The sequence below is a fragment of the Granulosicoccus antarcticus IMCC3135 genome (assembly GCF_002215215.1).
Classification (GTDB): domain Bacteria; phylum Pseudomonadota; class Gammaproteobacteria; order Granulosicoccales; family Granulosicoccaceae; genus Granulosicoccus; species Granulosicoccus antarcticus.
On the sequence record NZ_CP018632.1, the window covers coordinates 961520 to 986927 of the forward strand.

Annotated in this window: 22 protein-coding genes; 15 read left to right on the forward strand and 7 right to left on the reverse strand. The window is 53.3% G+C overall.

Features of this window, described 5'->3' with window-relative positions; translation table 11 throughout:
- Positions 1–9: 9 nt before the first annotated feature.
- Positions 10–888, forward strand: coding sequence for an efflux RND transporter periplasmic adaptor subunit (locus tag IMCC3135_RS04115; protein WP_157735748.1), 879 nt, complete (start codon positions 10–12; stop codon positions 886–888).
- Positions 889–937: 49 nt separating this feature from the next.
- Positions 938–4003, forward strand: a complete 3066-nt coding sequence (locus IMCC3135_RS04120; protein WP_088916441.1) for a sensor domain-containing protein — start codon at positions 938–940, stop codon at positions 4001–4003.
- A gap of 31 nt (positions 4004–4034) precedes the next feature.
- On the opposite strand, the gene IMCC3135_RS04125 is transcribed toward IMCC3135_RS04120, so the two are convergent.
- From IMCC3135_RS04125 to IMCC3135_RS04145, 5 genes are all read right to left on the reverse strand, one after another.
- Entirely contained in the window at positions 4035–5132 is a 1098-nt protein-coding gene (locus tag IMCC3135_RS04125) for an aminotransferase class I/II-fold pyridoxal phosphate-dependent enzyme (RefSeq protein ID WP_088916442.1), read from the reverse strand.
- A gap of 128 nt (positions 5133–5260) precedes the next feature.
- Positions 5261–6079, reverse strand: a complete 819-nt coding sequence (locus tag IMCC3135_RS04130; protein WP_205737895.1) for an ABC transporter ATP-binding protein — start codon at positions 6077–6079, stop codon at positions 5261–5263.
- Positions 6070–7092, reverse strand: coding sequence for a FecCD family ABC transporter permease (locus IMCC3135_RS04135; RefSeq protein WP_205737896.1), 1023 nt, complete (start codon positions 7090–7092; stop codon positions 6070–6072). The genes IMCC3135_RS04130 and IMCC3135_RS04135 overlap by 10 nt, the downstream gene beginning before the upstream one ends.
- The gene (locus IMCC3135_RS04140) at positions 7089–8165 is read right to left on the reverse strand and encodes an iron ABC transporter substrate-binding protein (protein ID WP_205737897.1); all 1077 of its coding nucleotides are present in this window, start codon (positions 8163–8165) and stop codon (positions 7089–7091) included. Before IMCC3135_RS04140 ends, IMCC3135_RS04135 begins: the two co-directional genes overlap by 4 nt.
- 75 nt (positions 8166–8240) lie before the next feature.
- Positions 8241–9119 carry a molybdate ABC transporter substrate-binding protein gene (locus IMCC3135_RS04145; protein ID WP_088916445.1) on the reverse strand — a complete coding sequence of 293 codons (879 nt, stop codon included), beginning with the start codon at positions 9117–9119 and terminating at the stop codon, positions 8241–8243.
- A gap of 220 nt (positions 9120–9339) precedes the next feature.
- Between IMCC3135_RS04145 and IMCC3135_RS04150 the strand changes: the two genes are divergently transcribed.
- The gene (locus IMCC3135_RS04150) at positions 9340–9696 is read left to right on the forward strand and encodes a DUF3135 domain-containing protein (RefSeq protein ID WP_157735749.1); all 357 of its coding nucleotides are present in this window, start codon (positions 9340–9342) and stop codon (positions 9694–9696) included.
- Between the two features lie 52 nt (positions 9697–9748).
- Here IMCC3135_RS04150 and IMCC3135_RS04155 read toward each other — a convergent pair whose 3' ends face one another.
- Positions 9749–10732, reverse strand: coding sequence for an aldo/keto reductase (locus tag IMCC3135_RS04155; protein ID WP_088916447.1), 984 nt, complete (start codon positions 10730–10732; stop codon positions 9749–9751).
- An 87-nt stretch (positions 10733–10819) separates the two neighbouring features.
- Here IMCC3135_RS04155 and IMCC3135_RS04160 point away from each other — a divergent pair, with 87 nt between their 5' ends.
- Positions 10820–11722 (forward strand): LysR family transcriptional regulator, encoded by a 903-nt coding sequence (locus tag IMCC3135_RS04160; RefSeq protein WP_205737898.1) that lies wholly within the window; start codon positions 10820–10822, stop codon positions 11720–11722.
- 231 nt (positions 11723–11953) lie between these two features.
- Positions 11954–13075 (forward strand): hypothetical protein, encoded by a 1122-nt coding sequence (locus IMCC3135_RS04165; protein ID WP_088916448.1) that lies wholly within the window; start codon positions 11954–11956, stop codon positions 13073–13075.
- Positions 13076–13118: 43 nt separating this feature from the next.
- Here the strand turns inward: IMCC3135_RS04165 and IMCC3135_RS04170 are convergent, their stop codons facing one another.
- Positions 13119–14195 (reverse strand): NAD(P)-dependent oxidoreductase, encoded by a 1077-nt coding sequence (locus tag IMCC3135_RS04170; RefSeq protein WP_088916449.1) that lies wholly within the window; start codon positions 14193–14195, stop codon positions 13119–13121.
- Positions 14196–14451: 256 nt separating this feature from the next.
- On the opposite strand from IMCC3135_RS04170, the gene IMCC3135_RS04175 reads away from it, so the two are divergent.
- The 10 genes from IMCC3135_RS04175 to IMCC3135_RS04220 all read left to right on the forward strand — a co-directional run bounded on the left by IMCC3135_RS04175 (position 14452) and on the right by IMCC3135_RS04220 (position 25196).
- Positions 14452–16287 carry a sialate O-acetylesterase gene (locus IMCC3135_RS04175; RefSeq protein WP_088916450.1) on the forward strand — a complete coding sequence of 612 codons (1836 nt, stop codon included), beginning with the start codon at positions 14452–14454 and terminating at the stop codon, positions 16285–16287.
- 238 nt (positions 16288–16525) lie between these two features.
- On the forward strand, positions 16526–17581 hold the full coding sequence (gene pstS / locus IMCC3135_RS04180; protein WP_088921670.1) for a phosphate ABC transporter substrate-binding protein PstS: 1056 nt from the start codon (positions 16526–16528) through the stop codon (positions 17579–17581).
- A 127-nt stretch (positions 17582–17708) separates the two neighbouring features.
- Complete coding sequence (gene pstC / locus IMCC3135_RS04185) at positions 17709–18686, forward strand: phosphate ABC transporter permease subunit PstC (protein ID WP_088916451.1); 978 nt, start codon at positions 17709–17711, stop codon at positions 18684–18686.
- Entirely contained in the window at positions 18683–19594 is a 912-nt protein-coding gene (gene pstA, locus IMCC3135_RS04190; RefSeq protein ID WP_088916452.1) for a phosphate ABC transporter permease PstA, read from the forward strand. The genes pstC and pstA overlap by 4 nt, the downstream gene beginning before the upstream one ends.
- Before the next feature lie 27 nt (positions 19595–19621).
- On the forward strand, positions 19622–20464 hold the full coding sequence (pstB, locus tag IMCC3135_RS04195; RefSeq protein ID WP_088916453.1) for a phosphate ABC transporter ATP-binding protein PstB: 843 nt from the start codon (positions 19622–19624) through the stop codon (positions 20462–20464).
- 82 nt (positions 20465–20546) lie between these two features.
- Positions 20547–21242: a hypothetical protein gene (locus IMCC3135_RS04200; protein WP_157735750.1), complete on the forward strand. Its 696-nt coding sequence runs from the start codon at positions 20547–20549 to the stop codon at positions 21240–21242.
- Between the two features lies 1 nt (position 21243).
- Positions 21244–21510 (forward strand): hypothetical protein, encoded by a 267-nt coding sequence (locus IMCC3135_RS04205; protein WP_088916455.1) that lies wholly within the window; start codon positions 21244–21246, stop codon positions 21508–21510.
- Between the two features lie 47 nt (positions 21511–21557).
- Positions 21558–22724, forward strand: coding sequence for a pyridoxal phosphate-dependent aminotransferase (locus IMCC3135_RS04210; protein WP_088916456.1), 1167 nt, complete (start codon positions 21558–21560; stop codon positions 22722–22724).
- A 122-nt stretch (positions 22725–22846) separates the two neighbouring features.
- The gene (locus tag IMCC3135_RS34650) at positions 22847–24418 is read left to right on the forward strand and encodes a M28 family peptidase (RefSeq protein ID WP_088916457.1); all 1572 of its coding nucleotides are present in this window, start codon (positions 22847–22849) and stop codon (positions 24416–24418) included.
- Between the two features lie 88 nt (positions 24419–24506).
- Positions 24507–25196 (forward strand): glutathione S-transferase family protein, encoded by a 690-nt coding sequence (locus IMCC3135_RS04220; protein ID WP_088916458.1) that lies wholly within the window; start codon positions 24507–24509, stop codon positions 25194–25196.
- Positions 25197–25408: the final 212 nt, after the last annotated feature.

Genomic DNA, 25408 nt, shown 5'->3' on the forward strand with positions numbered 1-25408 from the left:
ATATGGATCATGAAAAAGTTAATTGATAGCTTGTCAGGGAAAAATGACTCAAGCGTCTGGGTGGCGGTAGTACTGCTGTGTGTCAGTACGGCTGTCAATGCCGAGGTGCGTATGTCTGACAGCCTTGAGGGCGATTATTCCCATGAGTGTTTGATCGAACCCAACCGGGTGCTGAAACTCGGTAGTGAAACTCAGGGGCTTGTCGATGTTCTGGAGGTGGATCGGGGAGACTACGTGAAAGCGGGTGATGTGGTCGCTCGTTTGAGATCGACTGTAGAGCGTGGTCGAGTAGAACAGGCCCGTAAACGTGCTGCCATGAAAGGCGAGATAAACGCACGCAAAGCAGATCTGGAGCTGACCAGTATTGTCTTGAAGCGCTCGGACAGACTGCACAAACAAGCATTGATTCCCTCACAGGAGCTGGATGAGGCTCGCGCACAGCATCGTGTCGCACAAGCGGCTCTGCGACAGGCTGAAGATACTGTCGATCAACTGAAACTGGATCTGGTGCGTGCGGAGGCCTTGCTGGCACAACGAATCATCCGCAGTCCTATTGATGGTGTGGTGGTCGAGCAGCATGCCTTTGCGGGTGAATACGTTCAGGACAATCCTGTTATAACCATCGCGCAACTGAATCCGTTGCGCGTTGAAGTCGTTTTGCCGTTGAAAGAATTTGGCAGATACGTCGTTGGTGATACGGCTGTCGTGAAACCGGAGCTGGGCGGTCCACCGGTTAATGCACGGGTGGATATTGTTGATCCATTGCTGGACGCCAGCAGTGGTACGTTCGGTATCCGGCTATTGCTGGATAATTCGAAGGGAGATCTGGTGGCCGGTCAGAAATGTGAAGTCACTATCAAAACTGAGAGCGCTGCCAGTGCAGGCTAACCCGCCACGACAGGCAGCGGTTGTCACAGGCACCAGGCCATAAATCACGATGAAAATCGTAACTGCATTCAGGGCCATGATGCAACGCTCGCAAGCGGTGAAGCTAGCCTTTAGTCTGTCCATGCTGCTGTTGTGTCTGTTGTTCATGGCTGACTTGTTGACGCTACGAGGTAATCCTGCCAATGAGCGGCAGGCTGCACGCAAGGTGGTCGCAGAGTCGCTGGCCATACAGTTGTCGACACTTGTCAATATTGCCGACAAGCGCGCATTGCAGCATGCCATCAGCGAATTCGTGATGCGCAACGAGGATGTTCTTGCTGCATCGATTGCTCGATTCTCAGGTGAGAAACTGGCAGAGTATGGTGAGCTTGATAAGCTGACTTACGTTAAAAGCCGTTCTACACCAACACATATGATCGTCCCTATTCTGGAGAATAAAGCGGTCTGGGGTAATGTGCGGGTGGCCTTCAGATCAGTCGGTAACCTGGTGGATGATCTTGTCTATTTCGGCTTTCTGGTGACAAGCGCTTTCCTGGCATTTGGTATTTTTCTCAAGCGAGTATTACTGCAGCTTGACCCCAGCAGGGCTGTACCCGTACGCGTGAATTCGGCTTTCAATCTGTTCTCCGAAGGTGTGGTCATCCTTGATTCCAATCTGTTGATCATGCTGACGAATCAATCGGCGGCCAGAATGCTGGACAAAGAGCCAGAAACGCAATTGGGTAAACGTATCGATGACTGGCCCTGGGTTAAGGATGAGGGTTGGCAGGCGCCGTGGGAAACCGCATTCAACACCGGTTTGGGTGTGTCGGAACAAAGTCTGTATCTGCAAGACAAGGGTGAACAACGACTGATCGTGGTGAGTTGCACACTCATTGGCGAAGAGGATCCGACCCGCAGTGGTGTCATGGTAACGCTCAATGACATGAGTGCCATGCAGAAGAAAAATCGAGAGCTCTCCGTCATCAACTATCAGTTGAAGAAATCGAAGGAATCCATCTCCGAGAAGAACCGTGAGCTGGAAACGCTGGCCTGGCGAGATCCTTTGACAGGTTTGTTGAATCGACGAAAATTTCTGGAAAATTTCCAGACTCTTCTGGAAGAGGCGTTAGAACATTCAAGACCACTGGTTTGCGTGATGCTTGATATAGATTTTTTCAAGGCGATCAATGACAACTATGGTCATGCGGCAGGTGATGAGGTTATTTGTGCGGTTGCCGCCCAGTTAAGTCTTGCCAGCCGAGAAACAGATATTGTCGGTCGCTATGGAGGTGAGGAATTCGTACTGGTCATGCCTGATACCACGATTGAGCAGGGCCTTGAAATATCAGATCGATTGCGGCTGAGCATATTGAAGCTGAGTGAGGATGTGACGGTGCCTGTGCCTCGGGTGGCTGCGAGCCTGGGAGTTGCAGATGTGCTGCTGGAAGCAGGTCATGACAGCACAGATGCGATGCTTGATCGCGCGGACAAGGCTTTGTACGGCGCCAAGGAGTCAGGCAGAAACCGGGTTGTGGCATTTGACCCTGACACGCTGGCACTGCTGGCGGCCAACAAAGCGGCCCATGAGGATCAGCAAGTGGTGGTCTCAAAAGGACAGGCCGAAAGCAGGGCTGACCAAGCTGCGTCCGAAGTTGACGAGAAGAACAGTAGAAGCACTGGGTTGTTTGCCCAGGCACCTGAAGACTCACACTCCCATGAAGCGGTACTGTCGGAACAGGCCGATGCTGTGAAAGCATTTGTCAGCAAGCACAATGAGGTTGTGGAGAGGCTCAAAAGCCACGACTTGCTGACACAGCTACCACTCAGACAGCTGTTCATGCATGCGGTGGAGAATGAACTATTGCGCGCAGACAGGCTGAGTCGTACGGTAGGAATCGTGTCAATCGAGATCAAGGAGCTGAGTCGCTTGCAGTCGAGTCTGGGGCATCAGGAAGTTGAAATAATGATCAAGGAGGTGATTGGCAAGATTCAGGAGGAGCTTCGGGCAAGCGATATGGTCACCCGTATCAATGAGGCCCACAGCATCTCTCATCTGGCAGAAAATGAATACGGCATATTACTGTCTGATCTGGCTGAATCCGAACAGGCCTTGCCTATCGTGACACGCATTCGACGTTTGTTGCTGGCTCCGATGGTTCTTAACGGCAAAACGATTTATCTTGGATTTAATATCGGAGTTGCATTATTTCCCGAGTGTGGCGACACAGCGGTTGATCTGGTGGAGGCTGCTACGCGGGCACGCATCGAGGCTGCCAAGCAACCAGAGAAAGTCTCCTATTTCTTCGCTTCGACCGATATGGAACGACAATCAAGAGAGTATCTTCAGCTTGAATCAGACCTGTACCTGGCGGTTGAAGAGAAAAAGCTTGAAGTCTATTTTCAACCAAAATTTGATCTGGCATCCCGTACCATCTCCAGTGTCGAGGCTTTGGTTCGTTGGAAAGATGAGACTCGTGGATTTGTGTCTCCTGTCGACTTCATCCCCATTGCTGAAACCAATGGGTTGATACGTCAGATTTTTCACCAGGTACTGGAAGCCTCATTGCAGCAGATTGTCGAATGGGATAATTTGAAGCTTGCGAAAATGAAAGTGTCGGTTAATCTTTCTGCCTCCCAATTGCGGGATCCGGAGCTGGTGTCACATGTATTGACAGCCCTTGACAATGTAGGTCTGGCGCCAGAACGACTGGAAATAGAGCTGACAGAGACATCGATCATTCAGTCACCACAGCGTGCACGCATAGCGCTGGGGCAGCTGCACGATGCAGGTGTGACCATCTCCATGGATGATTTTGGTACGGGATATACCTCCATTGGCCTGTTGGCAGAATTGCCGTTGGATTCTGTCAAGATAGATCGCTCTTTCATCGTCGCCATGCAGACCAGTGAGCGTAGTCGCGCCATTGTCGAATCGGTGATCAACATGGCGCACACTCTCAGACTGCTGGTGGTGGCCGAAGGTGTCGAAACCAACGAGCAGCTGACAACTCTGGATGCATTAGGCTGTAACGAAATACAGGGCTATCTGATCAGTCGTCCATTGCCGGGGCTGGAAATTACAGAACTGTTGCGACGTGAGACCCTGAGACGTGCCAGGTCCAGGGCTGCCTGAGATTCGAACGGTTCAAATCGACTGGCTTGCATCAGTTTTCCAGCAGCGCACCCAGAGCTTGCGCAAGCATGGCATGCTCGTTTTCTGTTCCCACACCAAAACGTATAAAACGGTCCTGGGGTGGGACCATGGGCTTGCGAAGGAATATTCCCTGCTCGTTCAGAGCTGCCAGTATTTCAGCCGCACGCTGACTTGAACCCATATCAACCGTGACGAAGTTGGTTGATGAACGCAGGTAGGGAAGTTGCAATGAGTCTGCAAGATCATAGATTCGTTGTCGACCTGCGCTGACTTTCTGCAAGACAGAGGGCAGTATCTTGGTATCCTCCAGGGAGGCTACTGCAGCAATCTGGGCGAGTCGATTGACTGCAAAATGATTGCGTATGCGATTGAATCCGGAGATCAGCTCAGGATTCCCCATGGCATAACCGATTCTCATGCCAGCCAGTCCATAGGCTTTGGAGAAGGTTCTGAAGCGGATGAGCTGTCGATTGTCCATATCCAGCTCAGGCAGTTCATGATCTGTCATGAATTCCGCATAGGCTTCATCCAGTAGCAAGATGCAACCCTCGGGAAGGCGCTCAATCATCGACTGGGTCACATCGGCTGACAGGCTGGTGCCCATGGGGTTATCCGGATTGGACAGATAAACGAGCCGAGCGTTGTGCTGTCTGGCGCAATCGATCAAGGCATCCGGGTCTTCGTGATGGTTTTTGTAAGGCACTGTGTGCAATACACCACCAAAGCCTGCAACATGATAATTGAATGTCGGATAGGCACCCAGCGAGGAGACAACCGGCGTGCCTGGTTCAATGGTCATTCTTACCGTTAATCCAAGCAGTGCATCTATTCCTGCATCAACACACAGGCAGTCCATATCAACGCCATGTTTCTGTGCCAGAAGTGAACGCAGGTCATGGTTTTCAGGGTCCCCGTACCAGCTGCAGCCGGATGTTCCTATGTGCTCACTGATGGCCAGAGCTGCCCGGGAAGAAATGCCGAATGCACTTTCATTGGCGCCCAGGCGAGCCTTGAATTGACTGCCGCGTTGCCGCTCGAGCGTTTCTGGTCCGGTGAAGGGAACACTGGCGGGCAGGCTTTTGAGCAGTGGCGTAAACGGTATGGACATGCAGAATTATCCTGAACGTGTGCTTGATGAACTCCGGCCAGCACAATGACTGTGCCGTTGTTCGCCTGAGCTGATCACAGGCAGGTGGCCTGTGTCGTGAACGGTGCAGAATAGCCTTAAACCGGCGCTCAGGGAAGCGCGGGCATACTGGGGCTGGCTGGCGAGTAGGTGGGAACACAGACCGTGTGGCCACTCTGGGTCTGTTCGACGCTCACCGGCGTACCGTAGGCCAGACTAAGCTTGTCGGCTGTGAGCGCTTGTTGCGGTCGGCCTTGGCCTATCACTGATTGAGCGTGCATCAGCAGCACATCGGCATTGAGGGTGAAGGCTTGATCCGGATTGTGGGTAGAGAGAATAATGCCGCGATTGGCTGATGCCATGGTGCGAGTCAATGCGGCTATCTGGCGCATCACGATCGCCTCGTTACCAAAATCGAGGCTGGCAGTCGGTTCATCCATGATGATGAAAGGTGTTTCCTGAGCCAGGGCACGAGCGATTAAAATCAGCTGCCTTTGTCCACCTGATAGTTGTGAATAGTCCTGATTTGCCAGTGAGGATATACCCAGTTGTGACAAGGCATTGTCCACCGCCAGATAGTCCTGCTTGCCGGGTTGGCCAAACAGGGGAAGGTGTGCTGCCCGCGCCATCATGACAACCTCCGCCGTGGTGTAGGGAAATGGTGGTGCATGTTGTTGCGGAACATAGGCGATCTGACGGGCAAGCCGGGTACGGCTCAGTTCGCAGATCGATGTGCCGTTCAGAATGATGTCACCATCCACAGGGGGAAGCAGACCCAGAATAGTCTTGAACAACGTAGTTTTTCCACAACCATTCGGGCCCAGCAAACAGAGAATCTGTCCTGAAGATAGATTGAAATCTATGCCCCGACACAAGGATAGGCCGCCATGGCCGATGCTCAGCTGATGCGTACGCAGGCTCAGTTCCACCCGCGCTTGCCTCTTGCCAGCAGAGCGATGAAAAAAGGTGCACCGATAACCGCTGTAAGAATACCTATTGGTGTTTCCACCTCGCTGAGGGTTCTGGCCAGGGTATCAATCAAGAGTAGGTATCCCGCGCCCAGCGCCATGGATGCGGGTAACAACCGTCCAAAACCAGGCCCGACAAGCATGCGTGCAATGTGTGGAATGACAAGACCTACCCAGCCGATGACACCGGCGATGGCGGTGACACTGGCGGTGATCAGTGTGGCGGCAACAATGACAGCCAGGCGTAGCTTGCCGGCATCCACGCCCAGGGTTTTGGCCTCTTCGTCTCCAAAGGCAAGTACATTGATACGCCAGCGCAGCAAGATCAGTGGTGTCAGGCCCAGCAGTACGGCAGGCAAGGCGGGTTTCATGTCAGTCAGAGTAATGCTGGCAAGTGAGCCCAGTAGCCAGAAAGTAATGGCAGGCAATTGATCGTAGGGGTCTGCCATGACTTTGAGCAGTGATGTCATGGCTCCCGCAAGAGCCCCGATCACCACACCTGTCAGTATGAGTGCCAGAGTTGGGTTGTTATTGTTGCCCAGACGTACCACCAGGCCTACCAGCAAGACTGCGCTCATGCCACCGACAAAAGCGCAAAGCTGGATCATGGCAACGGGAAGCGACAGGAATATGCCGAGTACAGCTCCCAGTCCGGCGCCGGCTGAGACACCCAGAATATCTGGTGAGACAAGCGGGTTTCTGAACATGGCCTGGTAAGTAGCACCCGATGCCGCCAGAGCAGCTCCTACCAGCAAGGCCGCCCCGATGCGCGGCAGGCGGATCTGCTGTACCACGATGTCAGCCTGAGGGTCGCCACTCAGACCAACAAGGGCCGCCAGAGCCTGACTTGCAGACAAGGAATAGGGGCCAATCATGATAGCGAACAGACTGGCTGCTGCCAGAGCCAGCAATATCAGGCCAGGCCCGATAAAACCGGTAGTCACCGGTAATCGGCGACGGCCAGAAGTGCTCATTCGGGAGGCTGGCCCTCTGCCCATGACAGCAGCACCTGTAGCTGCTCCTCATCCAGCTCAACGTGATACCAGTCCTGGTAGAACTGAGCCGCCTCCTCGCTGAGCTCGGTGTCCCATTGTTCCGGATACAGCAGACGTGACATCCACTGTAATCCGATAATCCGGTTGAGCGATGGTGGCCGGTCTATCCAGCCAAACGGTGCGGTAGGCGAGAGGTAGAACTGGTCTTCCTGCATCGCGCTGATACCTGCCCATAGAGGATTCTGGCGAGCATCGGCAAAGAAGTTCTGATCCCAGGTAACGATATAGTCGGGGTCGACGGCAATCATGTTTTCCATGGAGATCTCGACCAGCCCACCGTGACGCCCGTCGCCTGCATCAATGACATTTCTGCCACCGGCACGTTCGATGATTTCGGTATTGATAGAGCCTTTGCTGCCGGTTTCCAGGCCATCAGGACCGCGGGCCAGATAGACGCGAGGTCGGTCGCCTTCGGCGACTGCTGCGGTGATGGCATCGACACGTGAGAACAATTTTTCTGCCGCCCTTGCCAGAGCCTCACCGCGTTCGCTGGCGCCCAGAATATCGCCTGTCAGACGAAGGGCGGCCGGCGTTTGATCGAAGCGCCCGTCGATCAGCACATAGGGTATGCCAGTTTGTGCCTGGACCCTGTTGGCCAGATCAATATAGGTATCGCGGATCGAACCGAAGTCGATTATCAGATCCGGTTTGATGCTTAATACTGTCTCAAGGTTTGCCTCGCCTCCACGTCCGGTGAGTCTGCCGGTTTCAGGCAGGCTCTGATAGTCAGCTGCGATATAGGGGATCTCGTTCTTTCGCAACGCACGTGGCCAGCCGGCGAGTGTTTCAGGGCGCACAACATAGACCAGCACCGAGGCGGGAGGGCCGGCAGCGAACACGGTATTGATGGTATCGGGAATCTCAACCGTTCTGCCCGCACTATCGATGATGGAGCGTGAGGCGATGGCAGGCGAGCACAGTGTGCTGAGCATCACGACAAGGGTTGCAAAGCATAGAGACTTCCGACTGCTGGTGTCTTGTATCGATTCCATGATGGTGAACTATCCTTGTTGAGTCGGTGTCTGCTTCTGCTTTGCAGAAGGGGCAGGCTTGTAGATAGGCTGTTGTCAGCGAGGCAGTGTGACTGGGCTGAAACCGTAGCTGGCAAGTATTGACTGGGCGTCCGGCGAAAGAATGTGCAAAGCCAGTTGTGCCGCGTTTGAATGAGCATCGTTCATGACAGTCAGACCATAATCAGCACCCACGGCAAAAGCTTCCGGAACTTGCACTATGCCAAGAGCCGGTACTTCCTGTTGCGCCAGAACTGCGTTGGTACAATAAGTGAGAAAGATCTCTGCCTGATCACTGTCCATGACCCAGGCGTAGTTATTGCGCCCTTCTGGAGGCTGTTTGCTGTTGGGACCGCCGGTGAGTTGCAGGGATTTTCCTTCCAGGGTCTGTTGCGCACCTGGCTGTTGGGCATCTGTTTTTGCAAACAGCGTATAGGCATAGTCGCCGGATGGATCGGCTCTGGGGGTTGAGGTTGCGACGCGGTTGGATTCATCGAGCATGGCATCCAGCAAACCGTCGCTATCGACTGATAGTCCGGCAGCGGTAAGGGCGCATAGTTGGTTTCTGACGAACAGAACAACTGAAGTACTCTTGCCGGCACTTTGCAGAGTTTGCGGGTGACGCATGTTCGCTGAAGCAAAAAGATCGGCATGTTCGCCCGCCTCTATGCGTTCACGCAGCAAGCCGGAGGGGGCAAATTGTGTCTCTACAGCGATACCGGTCTGTTCTGACCACGCTTGAGCGATTTCACCCAATGCAACCTTCAGACTACCTGCTGCAAACAGTTTGACGGGCACCATGTCTGCGGAATTGTCCTGTTTATCCTGAGCGTAGGCGTGCAGCGAGCTACCCAGGCACAGGGCCGTTAATAATCCTATTCGTAACAAGCCGACAAGTAGATTCGGTTTGTTATTTACGCTGATGATATGCGTCATTATTGTGTTTAATTTACGATAATATTCAATATTTTGAAAGTTAACATAGAACTTGTCAGCAAGATATGCCCATCGTGCGGTGGATCGAAGCGTTATCCGGTAGACAGTACGAAGCAGTCACCTTTGCCTGTCTGCTGCGACTGTGGCGCAGGCCTCATTGCAGATGGCCGGTTTGTGGAAAATTGAGGCCATACAAACAAGCCACCGGGTAGCAAAATTCATGCGACAGAACAATGCCAGTGAATTCGACTTTGATGATTGGGCCGGGCTCTACCTGGAGAATCCGCAGGAGTTCGAGGCGCGTCGCCAGGCGACTCTGATGATTGAGATGACGCGCGGATCATCCGAGAATGCGACTGCTTCGCGAGCTTTACTTGATGCCTATGAGAAAGCTGCCAAGGGATGTTCGCCGGCGCAACGCATGAAAATTGCCAGTGAGATGATGATGGAATCAGCTCATCAGCTGAGTGCCGAGCTACAGATACTCAAGCAGACTCTGGAGCAGCTTGATCTTGACGTTCCTGCTCCAGATTCGGATTCTGTCTCGAGTCCAGAGCAGGTCACGAGCTCAAACTGAAGCTATGCCCCTGAAAATACACACGGATTCAGGCATTCAGGCATTCAGGCATTCAGGCATTCAGGCCCTTCATGCCTTCATCGGTGTAGCGTTGCCCGGCCACTTCCAGTTGTGCGATTGAGGTTTCCAGTTCGTCCAGCTGATTTTGTGGCAGTTGGATATCGCTAGCAGCTGCATTTTCTTCCAGGTAGGCGATGCGCTTGGTACCCGGAATGGGGACGATATTTTCGCCCTTGCTCAATAGCCAGGCTAGAGCGACCTGGGCGGCAGTGCAATTGTTACGCTCGGCCAGTGAATGAACAACCTCAACGATCGATAGATTGCTGCGTGCATTGTTACCTGTAAAGCGCGGTAATGCCGCTCTGAAATCGCCTTCCGGAAAGTTGCCCGAGGCGTCGAATGTACCGGTAAGAAAACCTCGACCCAATGGAGAGTAGGGAACGAAGCCAATGCCCAGTTCTTTGCAGGTGGGCAGAATATCGGCCTCCACATCACGGCTCCAGAGAGAGTATTCGGTCTGCAGTGCGGCAACCGGGTGTACCGCGTGAGCGCGTCGCAATGTGGCGGCACTGACCTCGCACAGACCAATGTGCCGAATCTTGCCTTCGCTGACCAATGCCGAGAGCGCATGCATCACCACTTCAATGTCCTGGTTGACGTCAATCCGGTGCACATAGTAAAGATCGATACAGTCAACACCGAGTCGACGCAATGAGGCTTCGCAGGCCGATCGGGCATATTCGGCACTGTTATTGATGGTGCGGGCATATTCTCCAGGCTTTCGGACAATGCCGAACTTTGTGGCAATCTGCATCGGTGAAGAGCATTGCTTGAGAAAGCGTGCGATCAGCTCTTCGTTGTGAAAGGGGCCATACATATCTGCGGTATCGATAAAGCTGATGCCCAGCTCGGCGGCGCGGTGTAGTACCTGCAGGGATTCTGTATCGTCATGCGGGCCATAAAATTCGCTCATTCCCATGCAGCCCAAACCCATCGCTGATACTTCAAGGTTTTCGGTTAGCTGTCGTCGCTGCATTGCCTCGTCTCCTGTTCGTGAAGTGAGCAGTATGGCTTTCCGGTTAAGATAAGACGACACCAAAAATCAGAAATCATTATTCCGAAAATGAAAAGCTCCAGTGTTGCCAAACTGCATTGGGATGATGCACCCGTTTTCCTGGCCATTGCCCGACAGGGCACTCTGAGTGCCGCTGCTCGTGAACTGGATCTGGGGGTCGCAACCGTCTCCCGGCGAATCGAACGACTTGAGTCTGGATTGGGGGTTGCGCTCTTTTTGCGTCATCAGTCCGGTTATACGCTGACCGATGAGGGCGCCGAACTGCTGTCCCGAGCCGAGACACTGGAGAGCGCCATGGCAGGGTTTCGCCCGGATACTTCGCCGACGGGTCCGGTGCGAGGTCATGTTCGGCTGGCAACGGCCGAAAATCTGGCCAATGGCGTCATCATTCCGGCGCTGGCACCTTTGCTGGTGGAGCATCCGCAATTAACCATCGATATCGTGACTGATGTGGCGAGTATAAATCTGCATCGACAGGATGCTGATCTTGCTGTACGTATGACAAGACCGAGTCGTGGCAATCTGAAAGTGAGAAGAGTCGGCACTCTGGGTCTGGGCTTGTATGGTTCGTCCGAATATCTGGCAAGCAGGCAGCCTTTGACAGATACGCTCGATTTTGAACATCATCGATTTATTGGCTGGTCCGATGTGCAGACAGACCTGCCGGCCGCGCAGTGGTTGGAGCGGGCTCTGCGAGGTGGTGTGCCTGTGTTGACCACCACCACTTTGAGCGCGCAGGTACAGGCGGCCAGTGCCGGTATCGGGCTGGCGGTACTACCGCACTTTCTAGCGCGTGATGCTGGCTTGCAGGCGCTACCTATTGTGCTCGGCATTGATCATCCAATATGGCTGGTTGTGCATTCCGATCTCAGTGCTTCCAGGCGAGTCCGAGTCGTGGCTGATCGTATAGCGCAAACATTGGCCAATGCGAGTTCGCGACTGGAAGGCTGATTGGTTTGAACAGGCGAGGTGAAACACTCATCAATCCGCTTGTTGATCCTGCACAGGTTACGTGATGCCTTGTTGTACGCTGCTACATCAAGTAGTTTTGATGTGTTGAACCTGAGATGGCCTCTATCAAGCTGAGGCAATTTTGCTTGTTCACGATGAGGGTCAAGAACGCAGGGCATGGATTCATCAGCCACTGTCGAGGTCGAGCGGCTAATCTGCCTGGGGTAATTCATGGAGTTATGGCATCTGTTTGTGCTCATCGCGCTTTTGCTGGCGGTGTTTCTGGTGGGCACCCAGATTACGTTCATGTTCCGTAGTCGTCGGGCTCGCAAGTCACGTGAAAAACTACGTGATCAGGCCGTTGACCGTGCGCTGGCCTCCAGACTGTTTGTCGGCGGCAGGGTCATTGGCAATGCTGACATGGAACCTTCGACTTCGATCAGCGAGCCTTGCGAAATGCAGATGGATGATGATGGTGCTGAACCGGAAGCGACTGTCACGCCGCCGACGCAAAGGGCATCGTCACCCAGCGATTACAGTCAGGATGAAGCCATGGTGCTACGCAGCAGGCTCCAGGAACAAGACGAGACAATCAGTCAGCTGCAGCAGGTACTGGATGAACTGACGACAACGACCGCGACACGCGAGTCAGTCAACTTTCTGCAAAAGCAGCTTTTAACCGCCAGAACGACCGTACAGCAGCAAGAGGCTGAACTCAAACAGCTGAGGCGCGAGATGGAGCAGCGACGGCCTCTTGCGGCAACGATGGCGGTTCAACCCGCGGATGAACAGGCATCCAGGCTGCTGATGGAGGAGCTTGATCAGGCGAATCAATTGAACCTTGTGATGCAGGAACAATTGTCTGAACAGTTGCGCCGTGCTGAGATCAAGGCAGAGGAGGCGCAGCAAAACGCTGTCGAATCAAATCGTTTGCGCGGTGAACTGGAAAGCTTACGTGCCGATCGTTCCATGGCTAAAGCCCGCATGGCAGAACTGCAGGTTCGAGTGGATGAGCAACAGATTGCGTTGGACGTGCTTATCAGTCAGCGTGCCGTCATCGATGCGTTGAGCGTGGCTTCACAGCCTGACGAGAATGAGCGTTCGTTTGTCAGGCCTGCGTATGAAAGCGTGGATGAGCACGACGATCTGAAAATAATCAAAGGCATTGGGCCGGTCATGGAGCAACGGTTACATGAGCTGGGGCTGACTACGTTCAGACAGCTGGCAGAATGTAGTGAACAGGATATCGAAGCCATTGCCACCGCTATCGGAACCTTTGCCGGGCACATCAAACGAGATGACTGGGTCGGCAAGGCCCGTGAACTGGCGGCATTCAGCAAGGATCCAGTCTGAGGGTTCGTGAAGCAGGCTCGTAAGAGATCAGATAGCCAATCAATCAGTCGACAGGCGATGAAGTGTCACGCTCGCCGGCAATCAGCGCAACCTTGTGAGCATCGCCGACGCTGGCAAGCTCGGCGACATGTTTGAGTTGTGCCACCTGCAGTTGTCTTGCCGGATTGTTGTTCAGGGTATTTTGCAGATCGTTGATAATCATGCGACCAATCAATTGACGGCCGCCGGCGACAGCTGCTGCTCTGTGTGGTGAGAGAATGACATTGCGTAGTGCTCTGAGCCGATGAGTGTTGGCCAGCGGTTCATCAGGAAAGACATCAATGGCCAGTCTGATATGACCACTGGCCACCGCATCGACGACCGCTTCGAAATCGATCAGGTGTGCACGACTAATCACAACCAGTAATGAAGCTTGTTGCATCAGAGCAATGGCACGCGCATCAAGCATCTGATAGTTCGATTGAGTGGGTGCTGCAGTGATGAAGACAACACGGCAACGTTGCAACAACTCATCAAATTCCACCAGTTCAACCGCTTCTGTAGTGGCTATCGATTTGTCCAGCCAGGGATCGTGCGCCATGACATTGACGTTGAATGGTTGCATGACCTTGCGAGTGGCTCGAGCGATAGATCCAAAGCCTACGAAGCCCACTGTACTGTTAAACAAGGTGAAATCAGTATCGGTATTGTCATTGAGCCATCGCTCTGTTCCCGTGCGAAAGTTTTCATGCTCGTTGATCAAACCACGGGCGCCTGCCAATGTCATGGCCAGTGCCATTTCGGCAACCGACTCCTGGAAGCCCGGAGCACAGCTGAGCACTTCTACACCACGTTCTCCACAGGCTTGATAATCCACCGTATCCGGAAAAGCGCCGGATACCTCGATGATGGTATGGAGTTGTGGGGCGCGAGCGAGACTGCTTGCATCCACTCTGGGGGACGCGGCTATCAGTACAGAGGCGCGTGGCCATGCCTCTTCCAGTATCTCTGCAGGTATGGGCGTATCCTTGCCCCAGACCACCTCAAAGAGTTGGTGCAGGCTCTCAAGCTCTTGTGGCGAAAACAGCTCGCTTATCTGACGCCAGTGGGCATCGAGTATCAAAGTGGGTCTGGTATGCATGTCTGGCAGGAAGAATTGACAACGCGGGAATTGATGATTTCACTACGAGGTGTGCGAGTCAATAGAGTGCGCCATTACGGTGCGCTGCGAGTCTGCAGCAGCTTTGCCTGCTGCCAGCAAGCTTGTGTACGGAACCTTCACTGTCTATGCTTTGCTACACTAGCTGGACTATTCTCGCGGATGTGGTTGATGCTGCGAACAGGGATGCCCCATACATGATGGCCAGATGCCTTTGTAGTCACGCACTGACAATCCAATGAAAAAATACTTGATTTTTGCGCTTCTAGGCGGGCTTGTGCTTGTCTCCGGTTGCGGCAACAGTAACTCTGGAGCCGTTGTCGGTTCGTCAACCACATCATCTGATAGTGAGGTTGCTGACGGTGCCGGGGTTGGCGGAAATCCGACGCTGCCTGATGCCGGCGGTGATACTGATTCTGGCAATGACACCGGAGGTACGGACGAGGCTGGTGATACTGGCAACGGGGCTGGTACGGATAGTAGCGACGGTGCCGGAAGTACAGATGGCGCAGTTGAGGGTGATAGTGGTTCGCAGCTGGATGATCTTGTCGTCACCGACGACATGCTTCCTCCTGGTAATCTTCGCGCTGTGCGTTACTCGGCTACCGCAGGCGAAGTATTCTGGGATGCATTATCGGATGCAGATGAAAATACTCGCTATCGGATTGAACGTGACGGCATTGTTCTGGCGACAGTATCCAGTCTCAGCTATTTTACCGAGACACTGCAGTTTGAAACTGTGCATACCATGACGGTCTATGTCGTTGCTGGAGAGTTGCGCAGCCAGTCGGCAACGATCACGTTCAATGAGCAGATTGATCCGCCAATCGCCGTTCATGAATTCGAGCTGGGCCTGGACCGCAATCGTGTATCGCTTGATGAAGGTAATGAGGCGGGAAGTACTTTCGTCATCAACATTGCTGCGCAAGGCAATGAGACGGTACAGCTGGAGATTCAAGGTCAGAGACCTGACGACACTGCGGGCATTACCATCGAGCTGGGCAAGTCTGTCTTGAGCAGTGAAGAGTCTGATACCAGCGTGACATTCAAGATGCCCGTTGGCATGCGCCCGATCATGGAGCAGGAACGCAGGTTCAATCTGATTGCAAGCAGTGGTGATCAAGTACGCCAGGCCGAGATCATTCTGGATGTGAAGCCAGTCAATGCACCTGATGTCTATCTGCTTATTGGTCAGAGCAACATGGTGGGCTCAAGCAAGACAGGTTTGAAGGAAGTGTATGCCGGTGGGCAAGACGAGCGAAGTGATCGCATCTGGCAACTCAATGTTGCTCCGAACAACAAACAGATCTTCAGTGGTTTCGATGATTTCCTCAATGAATCCAACAACGCTATAGAACCCCGTTTTATCGAAGCCGAGGATCCATTGCACGACCCTCGCAATCCGGTTGTACAGTTCAAAGGGGGCACGACAGTTGGCCCGTCACTGACATTTGCCAAGGCCGCTTTGGCCAGTACCACCCAGCGTATCTATCTGGTCCCGACTGCCTGGGGTGCTAGCGGTTTTTGTAATGTTACAGGGGAGCTGCTGGCCTGGAATGCCGGTACCTCCGATAATTCATCACTGGGAGGTAGCGGCTTACTGGAGCGAGCCTTGACGCGGTTGAATATGACCATGCGTGATACCGGTGGAATACTACGCGGGATTATCTGGCATCAAGGGGGGGCGGACTCCAATGATCAGGCCTGTGCAGATACGTATGCAGAAAACCTGAGACTGATGGTCGAGCGTTTGCGACGCGATGCGCCGCAGGATGCTCGAGGTCCAGCGGCCAGAGGTTCGCAGGCACCTATCCCCTTTATTGTGGGCACTCAGTCCAAGGGCGTTGATGATCGTGGTGATTACTCAAAGTGGCCTTCGACAAAGACTCAGGTAGATGCCGTACAGCGGAATATTTCTGCCATTGTTCCCTATGCAGACTGGGTCAATAATGATGATCTGGTGCCTCCCTCATACCCTTGTGGCTCAAGCTCTTGTGTGCACTTTGGAGCCACTGCCAATCGTGAGATAGGACGGCGGTTCTACGAAGCATTGACAAGGGTCTGGAGTCGCTGAGAGTCCTGTCCAGTCGCCTTGCTTCTTGTCACACTGTTGTCATGACAGCGGGCGGCAGCTTGCCCATTCAGGCAGTTTTTGTGTGAGCCGGGAAGGTTCCTTGTACGTTTCTTGATACTGGTGTTGTTAATTTCGAATAGATCCTGCGTTTGACATGTAACTGTCATATGGCGTTGTTACTGTGTGGACTTCAGTTTTCTTTGTCCACTTACGCTTAATCAGGATGTTTCGGAAATCCATGAACAGCCCACTATTCAGAAAATTAGCGCTCGCAACCGTCGGTGCATCCCTCGTTGTTGGCAGTTCACTTGTTAGTGCCGACACCAAGTTGATTGGCTCAGGTGCGAGCTTCCCATTCCCTATCTATTCCAAGTGGTTCAAGGATTTCAGTCAAGCCAGCGATGGTACGCGTATCGACTATCAGGCCAAGGGTTCAGGCGCTGGTATTCAGGATCTTGTAAACGGAACGGTTGACTTCGCAGCCAGTGATGCTGCCATGAATGAAGAGGAGATGGCTCAGGTTGAAGCCGGAGTTGTACTACTGCCTCTTACAGCTGGCGAAGTGGTATTGGCTTATAACCTCGACGGTGTTGATGAGTTGAAGTTGCCACGTGATGTTTATCCAAAAATATTCACCGGCCAGATCACCCAATGGAATGATGACGCTATCGCTGCGGCCAATCCGGGTGTTGAGCTGCCGGACGAAGAGATCACGGTAGTCGTGCGTTCCGATTCTTCTGGTACCACCTATGTCTTCAGTGGTCATCTGAGTGAGGTCAGTGAGTCATTCAAGTCAGAAATAGGTCAGGGTAAATCACCACAGTGGCCTCAAACACAGAACTTCGTGAAAGCGCCGAAGAATGATGGCATTACGGCAACCATCAAGCAGACACCCGGTGCCATCGGTTACATCGAGTATGGCTATGCCAAGTTGACCGGTGCCAAGTCTGCAATGCTTCAAAATGCGGCTGGAAATTACGTTGCAGCGGGCGCTGAAGCAGGCGCTGCCGCACTGGCCAGTGCCGAATTCTCGGACGGAACTCTGCCCAACAGCGATGTTCCCGATCTGATCTCCTGGATCTATGATCCTGCAGGTGATCAGGCTTACCCGATTGCCAGTTTTACATGGTTGCTTGCATACAAGGAACAGGACGATGACAAGGCAGCCGCTCTGCGTGATTTTGTTGAATACGCCATTACCGAAGGTCAGAAGAGTTCTGATGAATTGGGTTATATCCCACTGCCAGAAAATGTAATCGAGCGCGTTCGCTCTGCTGCAGCTCTCATTCAGTAAGTCACTGGACGCACAGGCAGTGCCCCGGGTCTTGGCGTGGCACTGTCTTGCGATATGACATCGAGATGTTGATATTCAGGTGCCAGGGTGCGCCTTTTTTTCTTCCAAAATACTGACAGGAGCCAGCATGGCCCGACATCAATTCAATGTATCCAGCTCCGTGGGCGGCGTTTGCGCTCCACCGAGCTCTCGGCAACTGACAAGTGATCTGTTGTTCAGAGGCCTCGCCTGGTGCTGTGCAGCGTTCATCATTCTTCTAACCGGCTACATTTTGTACAAGATCGGAGTGCAGGCGGTACCCGCCATGCAACAACATGGTCTGGGTTTTATCTTTGGTACAACCTGGGATGTTTCTCGAGACACCTTTGGTGTGTTGCCGGAGATCTGGGGTACGCTCTATAGCTCTCTGTTGGCGCTACTGATCGGTGGCACGTTTGGCGTTGCCATCGCAATATTTCTGACACAGGAATTCATCGGTCCCAGGCTTGCATCAGTGTTTCGCACCATTGTCGAGATGCTGGCAGCCATTCCTTCGGTTGTATTCGGTCTCTGGGGCATTTATGTGGTTATCCCCATGCTGCGTCCGATGTCAGAATTTCTCAATGAGTATCTGGGTTGGTTCCCGTTGTTTTCTACCGACCTGGCGGGTCCGGGCCTGGCACCTGCGGCGCTGGTGCTGGCCATCATGATATTGCCAACAGTGGCAGCTATCTCAGTCGATGCAATGCGCAGAATTCCCTACAAGGTGAAAGAAGCCGCTTATGGCATGGGAACAACGCGTTGGGAAGCTATTCTCAAGGTCATGTTGCCGACAGCATCTTCAGGCATTCTGGCAGCATTGGTATTGGGCTTTGGTCGGGCACTGGGCGAGACCATGGCATTGGCCATGCTCATCGGTAACAGCAATCAGATCAATATTTCGCTCTTTGCACCTGCCAATACGCTGGCATCCTTGCTGGCTTCAAGCTTTCCCGAAGCAGGCGTTGTCGAAGTTCAGGCGCTGATGTATGCCGCACTGGTACTACTTGCCATAACGTTTCTTGTGAATGTAGGTGGCCTGGCCATCCAGCAATACACGGTCAGAAAATTTGAGGGTAAACGATGAGCATCATCAATCCGACAGCTGCTGATTCTGTCAGCCTGGAGGTTGCTGTGCGCGCGATCCCGAAACTCGAACGTCAGACTTTCGAATCTCGTGCCATGAAGAGTGGCTTGTTGACCACATTGACCTGGGCGGCAGCCCTGGTTGCGGCTATACCTCTGTTTTCTGTGTTGTACATGCTGGTCGTTGAGGGTGCTGCCCGTATCGACTTTGAAGCCTTGACCGCATTGCCGCCTGCAGGCTTTGAGCAAGGTGGAGGTTTTGGCAACGCCATTGTAGGTACCTTGCTCATGGTAGGGATCGGGGCCTTGATTGCCGTTCCGCTGGGTATCATTGCGGCTATCTATCTCTCCATACTGGGCGCACAGACTCGTGTTGCAAAAGTGTCCCGTTTCCTGGCCAAGGTTCTCACCGGGCTACCCTCCATTTTGGCAGGAGTGTTTGCCTATGCTGCCGTTGTGGTCTGGATGGGAACCTACTCGGCCATTGCCGGCGGTATCGCTCTGGGTGTCTTGATGTTGCCAACCGTCATTCTCACGGCAGAGGAGTCCATGAAAGAGGTGCCACAGCGCATGAAGGATGCCGCCTTTGGTATGGGATGTACGCGTAGTCAGGTGGTCTGGAGTGTTGTCTTGCCGACAGGCCTGCCGGGTATTCTCACCGGCGTGATGCTGGCTGTGGCTGGGGCTGCGGGTGAGTCTGCACCGTTGCTGTTTACAGCACTATTCAGTAACTACTATGTGAGTGAGGTGGCAGAGCCGACGGCCTCCTTGTCGATTCTTATCTACAACTTTTCAGCCATGCCTTTTGATAACCAGATCTCGCTCGCGTGGGCAGCCTCTCTGGTTTTGGTGTTCATGGTTCTTGTCATCAATATACTTGCCAGGCTGCTTGGTCGGTCCAAGGTCTGATTAACCAGTCATAAAGGAATACATATCATGAATGCAAGTTTGACACCTTCTCGAATAACCATCAATCAGCCAGCGCCAGTGGCAAACGAAATCAGAGATGATATCGTTCTGGATTGCAAAGTGAAGGAAATTCACTACGGTGATTTTCTGGCTGTACGGGACAGTAATGTGCCTATTGCCAGAAAGCAGATTACCGGCTTTATCGGTCCGTCCGGCTGTGGCAAGAGTACGGTTCTGCGAAGTTTGAACCGAATGAACGATCTGATTGATACATTCAGGTTTGATGGTCAGGTGACTTATCACGGCAAGGATATCTATGCCAGCGATGTCGATCCGGTGGTTGTGCGCCGTTATATCGGTATGGTCTTTCAGCAGCCGAATCCGTTCTCCATGAGTATTTTCGATAACGTGGCATTTGGCTTGAAGCTCAACCGGTTCAAGGGGGATACGCACGAGAAGGTTGAAAAGGCTCTGCGTGGTGCGGCTTTGTGGGATGAAGTCAAAGGCAAGCTCAAGAACAGCGGACTGTCGTTATCTGGTGGGCAACAGCAGCGTCTGTGTATTGCGCGCGCAATTGCCACCGAACCAGAAGTGCTGTTGATGGATGAGCCTTGCTCGGCACTGGATCCGATTGCCACTCGTCAGGTAGAAGAGTTGATGTTGGAGTTGAAGGAAAATTTTGCAGTGGCACTGGTCACGCATAATATGCAGCAGGCGACACGGGTCGCTGACAAGACGGCATTTTTCGGTGTTGATATGTCTGCCGGTGGCAGAACCGGGTACCTGGTGGAGATGGGCGAAACTTCCCAGATCTTCAATCATCCTCGTGAGCAATTGACTCGTGAGTATGTTGCTGGCGAGTTCAGCTGATCGGTACTGACAGATGCAAGCTGTCAGATCTTGTGCGTTGACAGAAAGTAGTGGGTCAATGAATGCAGAACCAATCAGTGTAATGGCAAGCAGAACTGCCTGTCTGACCGGAGAGCGATTTGATCTGCGAGCAATCAGGCAGGCGCTGGCAGGCTTGCGGCACAATATGGATCGTGTCAATTATTTTCTGGACAACGATCAGGTTGACCTTAGCAGGCAGAGCGTCGACCAGATCGTACAGGCCTATGGGATGCTTGATCACTACGTGAGTATAGAGCTGCGATTACTGGCGCTGGGGCAATCTCGTGAAGTTCTGGCGCTGAATCATTGTGTGCTGTTTGGTCAGGAAAACACGGATAATCTGGATTACAGGAAAGCCTTCCGAGCCAATGAAAAACATTTCTATCGGGTTGGAAGCTCAGGTATTGGTGACATGCTCGAATGGTATTCGCGACACCGTAATCTGACGGTCTGGCGGCAGGCTGCCGGGATCTACCTGAACACGGTAGGTCCACCGCAATTGTTTCTAGAAGGCAACCACAGAACAGGTGTGCTGTTGGCCAACTACGTACTGGCCCGTGCCAACAAGTCGCCCCTCGTACTCGATGCTCAGCTAGCCCCGGACTGGTTCCGGCTGACAGAAAAAATTCGCAAGCGAAGAGGCAGTATTTTCGATCCGAAATACTGGTTTCGTTCGCTGGATATAGAGTTAGCGGACTTTATCCAGGCCAATGTCAACGAATGCTATCTGCGTTCAGATTCAGGAAACAGGTTCTGAGATGGGAGTATCTACAGCCAGCAAGTTAAGCCCAACGGAGCGAGCTGACGCTCTGTACCTGGATCTGTGCAAGCATTACGAAGGCGGGTCAGACAAGGAGGTGCGTGCTGCCGCCAAGCTGCTTCTGGTGGCGCTGGCACGCCTGCGTGAGCATGGCGGGGCCCATTGGGATGTGACCCTGGACGCTTACGTCAAAATTGCTAAAAGCCGTCCGGACAAGCTTGCCGCCATACTGCAGCAGGGCAACTCCAGCCGTCGCAATATGTAGTCGTCAGCAGGCTTGCGCCTGCTCTTGAACGGCGTCATGCTACTGCCATGAATAGTCGATCCATGCCCAGTAGTGCCCGTGCCGCCAGACTCAAACCCAGCCAGATTCGTGAGGTTGCAGAGCTGGGCATGACCTTGCCTGATGTCACGCCATTATGGTTCGGCGAGAGTGCCTGGCCCACCGGCGAGATTGCCGTGCAGGCGGCGATCTCAGCGCTCTCTGGCGGCGATCACTTCTATCAGCCCAATAGCGGCAAAATCAGTTTCAGGAATGCTATCTGCCAGTATCTGGAAAGCTGGTACGAACAACCGTTCGAACGGAGTCGTATCACGGTTACCGCCTCGGGTATGCAGGGTCTGGCGCTGACGGCTCAGGCGCTGATTGATCCGGGCGATCAAGTCGTTTGTATAGAGCCTGCCTGGCCGAACATGGCAGAGTGCTTTCAGATTGCCGGTGCCGATATCCGGACACTGGCTCTGGACATTGTCGATGATCAGTGGACGCTGGATCTGGACCACCTGATCAGTCTCATCACCCCCAGTACAAAAGCTCTGGTCATCAACTCGCCGTCCAACCCCACAGGTTGGGTCATGCCGGCGGCTGATCAGGCCAGTCTGCTGGAGCACTGCCGGAAGACGGGAACCTGGATCGTGGCGGATGATGTCTACGCTCGTCTGTATCGTCATGGTCCAGTTGCGCCGGGATTTTTGGCGTTGGCGACACCCGATGATCGTCTCATTTCGGTGTCCAGTTTTTCAAAGGCATGGTCCATGACGGGGTGGCGACTGGGGTGGATTACCGCACCTGCTGAATTGGAAGCCACCTTTGCGATGCTGACAGAATTCAATATTGCGGGACCGTCCGGCATTATTCAGCAGGCAGGCGAGCGAATGATCATCGATGGCGAGTCCGAGGTTGAGCTGCTGACTCAGCGTCTGCAAGCAGGGTACGCCCAGGTGGAAGCCTGTCTGGAGGCGATACCGACAGTGCGTTTCGTCAGGCCCGAGGGGGCATTCTATTGTTTCTTCGCAGTCGATGGCATGAGTGACAGCGTATCGTTTGCAAAAACGCTGCTGCACGATGCCAAGGTTGGGCTGGCTCCTGGTAGGGCCTTTGGACCGGCGGGGGAGGGTTATCTGAGGCTGTGTTACGCACAACCGAGTTCCACGCTGGAACCGGCACTTGAGCGCCTGCGCAGGGCGTTGACACGCTAGATCGATCGGTGTTTCGTCGTTGTGAGATAAATAAGGTGGCGACAAATAACCTATCTGGTGTATCTGAGAGTTACTTTAGTCTTTAGGATAGATTTCGTGCCAATTCAATACAGGAAGTAACGATGACTAACCGGGTTAGATTAAAAAGCGCTACGCATGTTCGTTCCGCCTCGCTGAGTACCGCGGCGGCCCTCCTGCTTGCTTCGCCAGCCTTCGCCGGGGTTGGGGTCGATACCTCGGCGTTGAATGATGCTGTAACGGCTGAGGGGGTATATGCCCATCTGGAGGTCTTTCAACAGATTGCCGATGACAATGGTGGCAACAGGGAAGCATCCAGCGAAGGCTTCTTCGCCTCTATTGATTACGTGGCCCGAGAAATGACGTTGGCGGGCTACCAGGTTTCAGTCCAGTTATTTCCTTATGTCGTCTTTGAAAACAGAACGCCACCGGAGCTGGACCAGATAGCACCGGTTGCGGCAAGCTATGAATTCAATGGTGATGAGGGTTTTGCCACTGCCACCTATTCAGGGGCTGGTGAAACGACGGCCATCGCCGAGCCAGTCGACGTCACTGTGCCTGCGGCGGCGGACGCCAATTCATCGACCAGTGGTTGCGAGGAGAGTGACTTTGCCGGATTCACAGCCGGCAATATAGCGTTAGTACAGCGCGGCACTTGCTCGTTCTTCATCAAAGCTGCCAATGCGGAAGCTGCCGGGGCTTCGGGTGTCATGATCTTCAACGAGGGGCAGGAAGGCAGAACCGATGTTGTGGGGGCGACCTTGGGTGAAGCCGGTGTGGGTATTCCTGTCATTGGTATTTCGCACGCCCTGGGCGCCTCTTTCGTTGAGACAGAAACAACGCTTCGCCTGAAGGTTGACGCTATTACAGAGGAGCGTGTCAGTGGCAATATTCTTGCGGACACCCCGATTGGCAAACCAGAGAAGACGCTGGTAGTCGGTGCTCATCTGGATTCAGTGGATGTTGGCCCGGGTATTAACGACAATGGCAGTGGTTCGGCTGCACTGCTTGAGATCGCCTTGCAGATGAGCAATCTTGGCATGCTGGATAGTGAAGAGACCGGTGTACGCAATCGTGTCCGGTTTGCCTGGTGGGGTGCGGAGGAAGCAGGTTTGCTGGGATCCGAGTACTACGTCTACAACCTGGAAGATTCACAGTTCGAGCAGATCGCAGCTAATCTGAACTTCGACATGGTGGGTTCTCCCAACTATGCACGTTTTGTCTACGATGGCGACGGTTCAGCATCCGAACAGGCAGGACCTGAAGGCTCTGCGTTCATCGAGTGGCTCTTCAATGACTACTTCATGGATCAAGGTCTGGCAGCTGCGCCAACCGCATTTGACGGTCGGTCCGATTATGGCCCTTTTATCGAAAATGGCATTCCGGCTGGTGGGCTCTTCACGGGCGCTGAGGATGTCAAGACTGAAGAGGAGGCCGCTATTTTCGGTGGTGTTGCAGGTGAGGCTTACGATGCGTGTTATCACGATGAATGCGACACGCTCGAGAACATCAATATGCAGGGCCTGGGTGAAATGTCTGATGCCGCAGCCTATGCCATCAACGTTCTGGCTGTGAACGATTTGCCTACTCCGGCGGCTAAGCTGCTTGGACGAAAGCTCAGCGTGGCCAATACCGCTATCACTCTGGACCACAGTGGTGAGTTCCTGAAGAAGTAGGATCGACTGAAGACAGACAATTCGGTGGAACGTTCAGCTAGGATGCAGGTCTCTGTTTACTTCTGATGCCACCGGATTTTCTATCTTCATGATCAAGTTCTATTACAGTCCTGCGCCAAACCCCATGAAAGTGGCACTCTTGCTGGCCGAAACGGGTCTGGAATTCGAAGCAGTTCCTGTCGATACTCGAAAGGGTGAGCAGTTTGCTCCGGATTTCGTAAAAATCAATCCCAACGGAAAAGTGCCTGTCATCGTTGACGGCGATGCGACTGTTTTCGACAGTAACGCCATCTTGCTGTATCTGGCAGACAAATCCGGACAGTTCGTACCGGCTATTGCAGATTCTGCCAAACGTGGACAGATGCTTTCCTGGTTGATGTTCATTGCCAGCGGTGTAGGTCCCTTCTCTGGACAATCAGTGCATTTTCGTCACGCGGCACCTGAGCCAAAAGAATATGCTCTGAATCGGTTTGATTTTGAAGCACATCGTCACTTCGCGGTACTGGAAGGCCATCTTGCCAACAATGCTTTCATGCTGGGTGATGACTACAGCATCGTGGACATGGCTTTCTGGGGCTGGGCGCGCATGATGCCTTTCGTGCTTGGTATCGAGAATCCATGGGAGCAATACCCGAACATCAAGCGCCTTCTTGATGTGGTTGATGCCAGGCCGGCCAGCGAAAGAGTCAAGGAAATTGTCAGCGCTCATGAGTTCAAGTCAGAAATGGACGATGAAGCCAGACGCTTCATGTTTCCTCAGAACGAACGACTGGCTTAGGGCTGAAATAAAATTCAGGTTTTTTTGTGACCTGAATCACGATAAAGGCGTGGGAGCTCGATTATGGGTTCCCACGATGCGATGTCAGGACGGCCCTCGCGCTGCACCCGCGCTGCCCATTGGTGTGCACAGATCGCATTTGACCATTAAGATGTTCCAGAGAATGGCCTTCACAGGGGTGCGATTCGTCAATAATGGACGTACACTTGTGT

Coding starts and splice junctions, on each gene's coding strand:
- pstB (WP_088916453.1), top strand. CDS start 19,622: ATGAATGCAAGTTTGACACCTTCTCGAATAACCATCAATCAGCCAGCG.
- IMCC3135_RS04165 (WP_088916448.1), top strand. CDS start 11,954: ATGGAGTTATGGCATCTGTTTGTGCTCATCGCGCTTTTGCTGGCGGTG.
- IMCC3135_RS04120 (WP_088916441.1), top strand. CDS start 938: ATGAAAATCGTAACTGCATTCAGGGCCATGATGCAACGCTCGCAAGCG.
- IMCC3135_RS04115 (WP_157735748.1), top strand. CDS start 10: ATGAAAAAGTTAATTGATAGCTTGTCAGGGAAAAATGACTCAAGCGTC.
- IMCC3135_RS04210 (WP_088916456.1), top strand. CDS start 21,558: ATGAATAGTCGATCCATGCCCAGTAGTGCCCGTGCCGCCAGACTCAAA.
- IMCC3135_RS04175 (WP_088916450.1), top strand. CDS start 14,452: ATGAAAAAATACTTGATTTTTGCGCTTCTAGGCGGGCTTGTGCTTGTC.
- IMCC3135_RS04155 (WP_088916447.1), bottom strand. CDS start 10,732: ATGCAGCGACGACAGCTAACCGAAAACCTTGAAGTATCAGCGATGGGT.
- IMCC3135_RS04160 (WP_205737898.1), top strand. CDS start 10,820: ATGAAAAGCTCCAGTGTTGCCAAACTGCATTGGGATGATGCACCCGTT.
- IMCC3135_RS04220 (WP_088916458.1), top strand. CDS start 24,507: ATGATCAAGTTCTATTACAGTCCTGCGCCAAACCCCATGAAAGTGGCA.
- IMCC3135_RS04170 (WP_088916449.1), bottom strand. CDS start 14,195: ATGCATACCAGACCCACTTTGATACTCGATGCCCACTGGCGTCAGATA.
- IMCC3135_RS04140 (WP_205737897.1), bottom strand. CDS start 8,165: ATGGAATCGATACAAGACACCAGCAGTCGGAAGTCTCTATGCTTTGCA.
- IMCC3135_RS04200 (WP_157735750.1), top strand. CDS start 20,547: ATGGCAAGCAGAACTGCCTGTCTGACCGGAGAGCGATTTGATCTGCGA.
- IMCC3135_RS04205 (WP_088916455.1), top strand. CDS start 21,244: ATGGGAGTATCTACAGCCAGCAAGTTAAGCCCAACGGAGCGAGCTGAC.
- IMCC3135_RS34650 (WP_088916457.1), top strand. CDS start 22,847: ATGACTAACCGGGTTAGATTAAAAAGCGCTACGCATGTTCGTTCCGCC.
- IMCC3135_RS04125 (WP_088916442.1), bottom strand. CDS start 5,132: ATGTCCATACCGTTTACGCCACTGCTCAAAAGCCTGCCCGCCAGTGTT.
- IMCC3135_RS04135 (WP_205737896.1), bottom strand. CDS start 7,092: ATGAGCACTTCTGGCCGTCGCCGATTACCGGTGACTACCGGTTTTATC.
- IMCC3135_RS04150 (WP_157735749.1), top strand. CDS start 9,340: ATGCGACAGAACAATGCCAGTGAATTCGACTTTGATGATTGGGCCGGG.
- pstA (WP_088916452.1), top strand. CDS start 18,683: ATGAGCATCATCAATCCGACAGCTGCTGATTCTGTCAGCCTGGAGGTT.
- IMCC3135_RS04145 (WP_088916445.1), bottom strand. CDS start 9,119: ATGACGCATATCATCAGCGTAAATAACAAACCGAATCTACTTGTCGGC.
- pstC (WP_088916451.1), top strand. CDS start 17,709: ATGGCCCGACATCAATTCAATGTATCCAGCTCCGTGGGCGGCGTTTGC.
- pstS (WP_088921670.1), top strand. CDS start 16,526: ATGAACAGCCCACTATTCAGAAAATTAGCGCTCGCAACCGTCGGTGCA.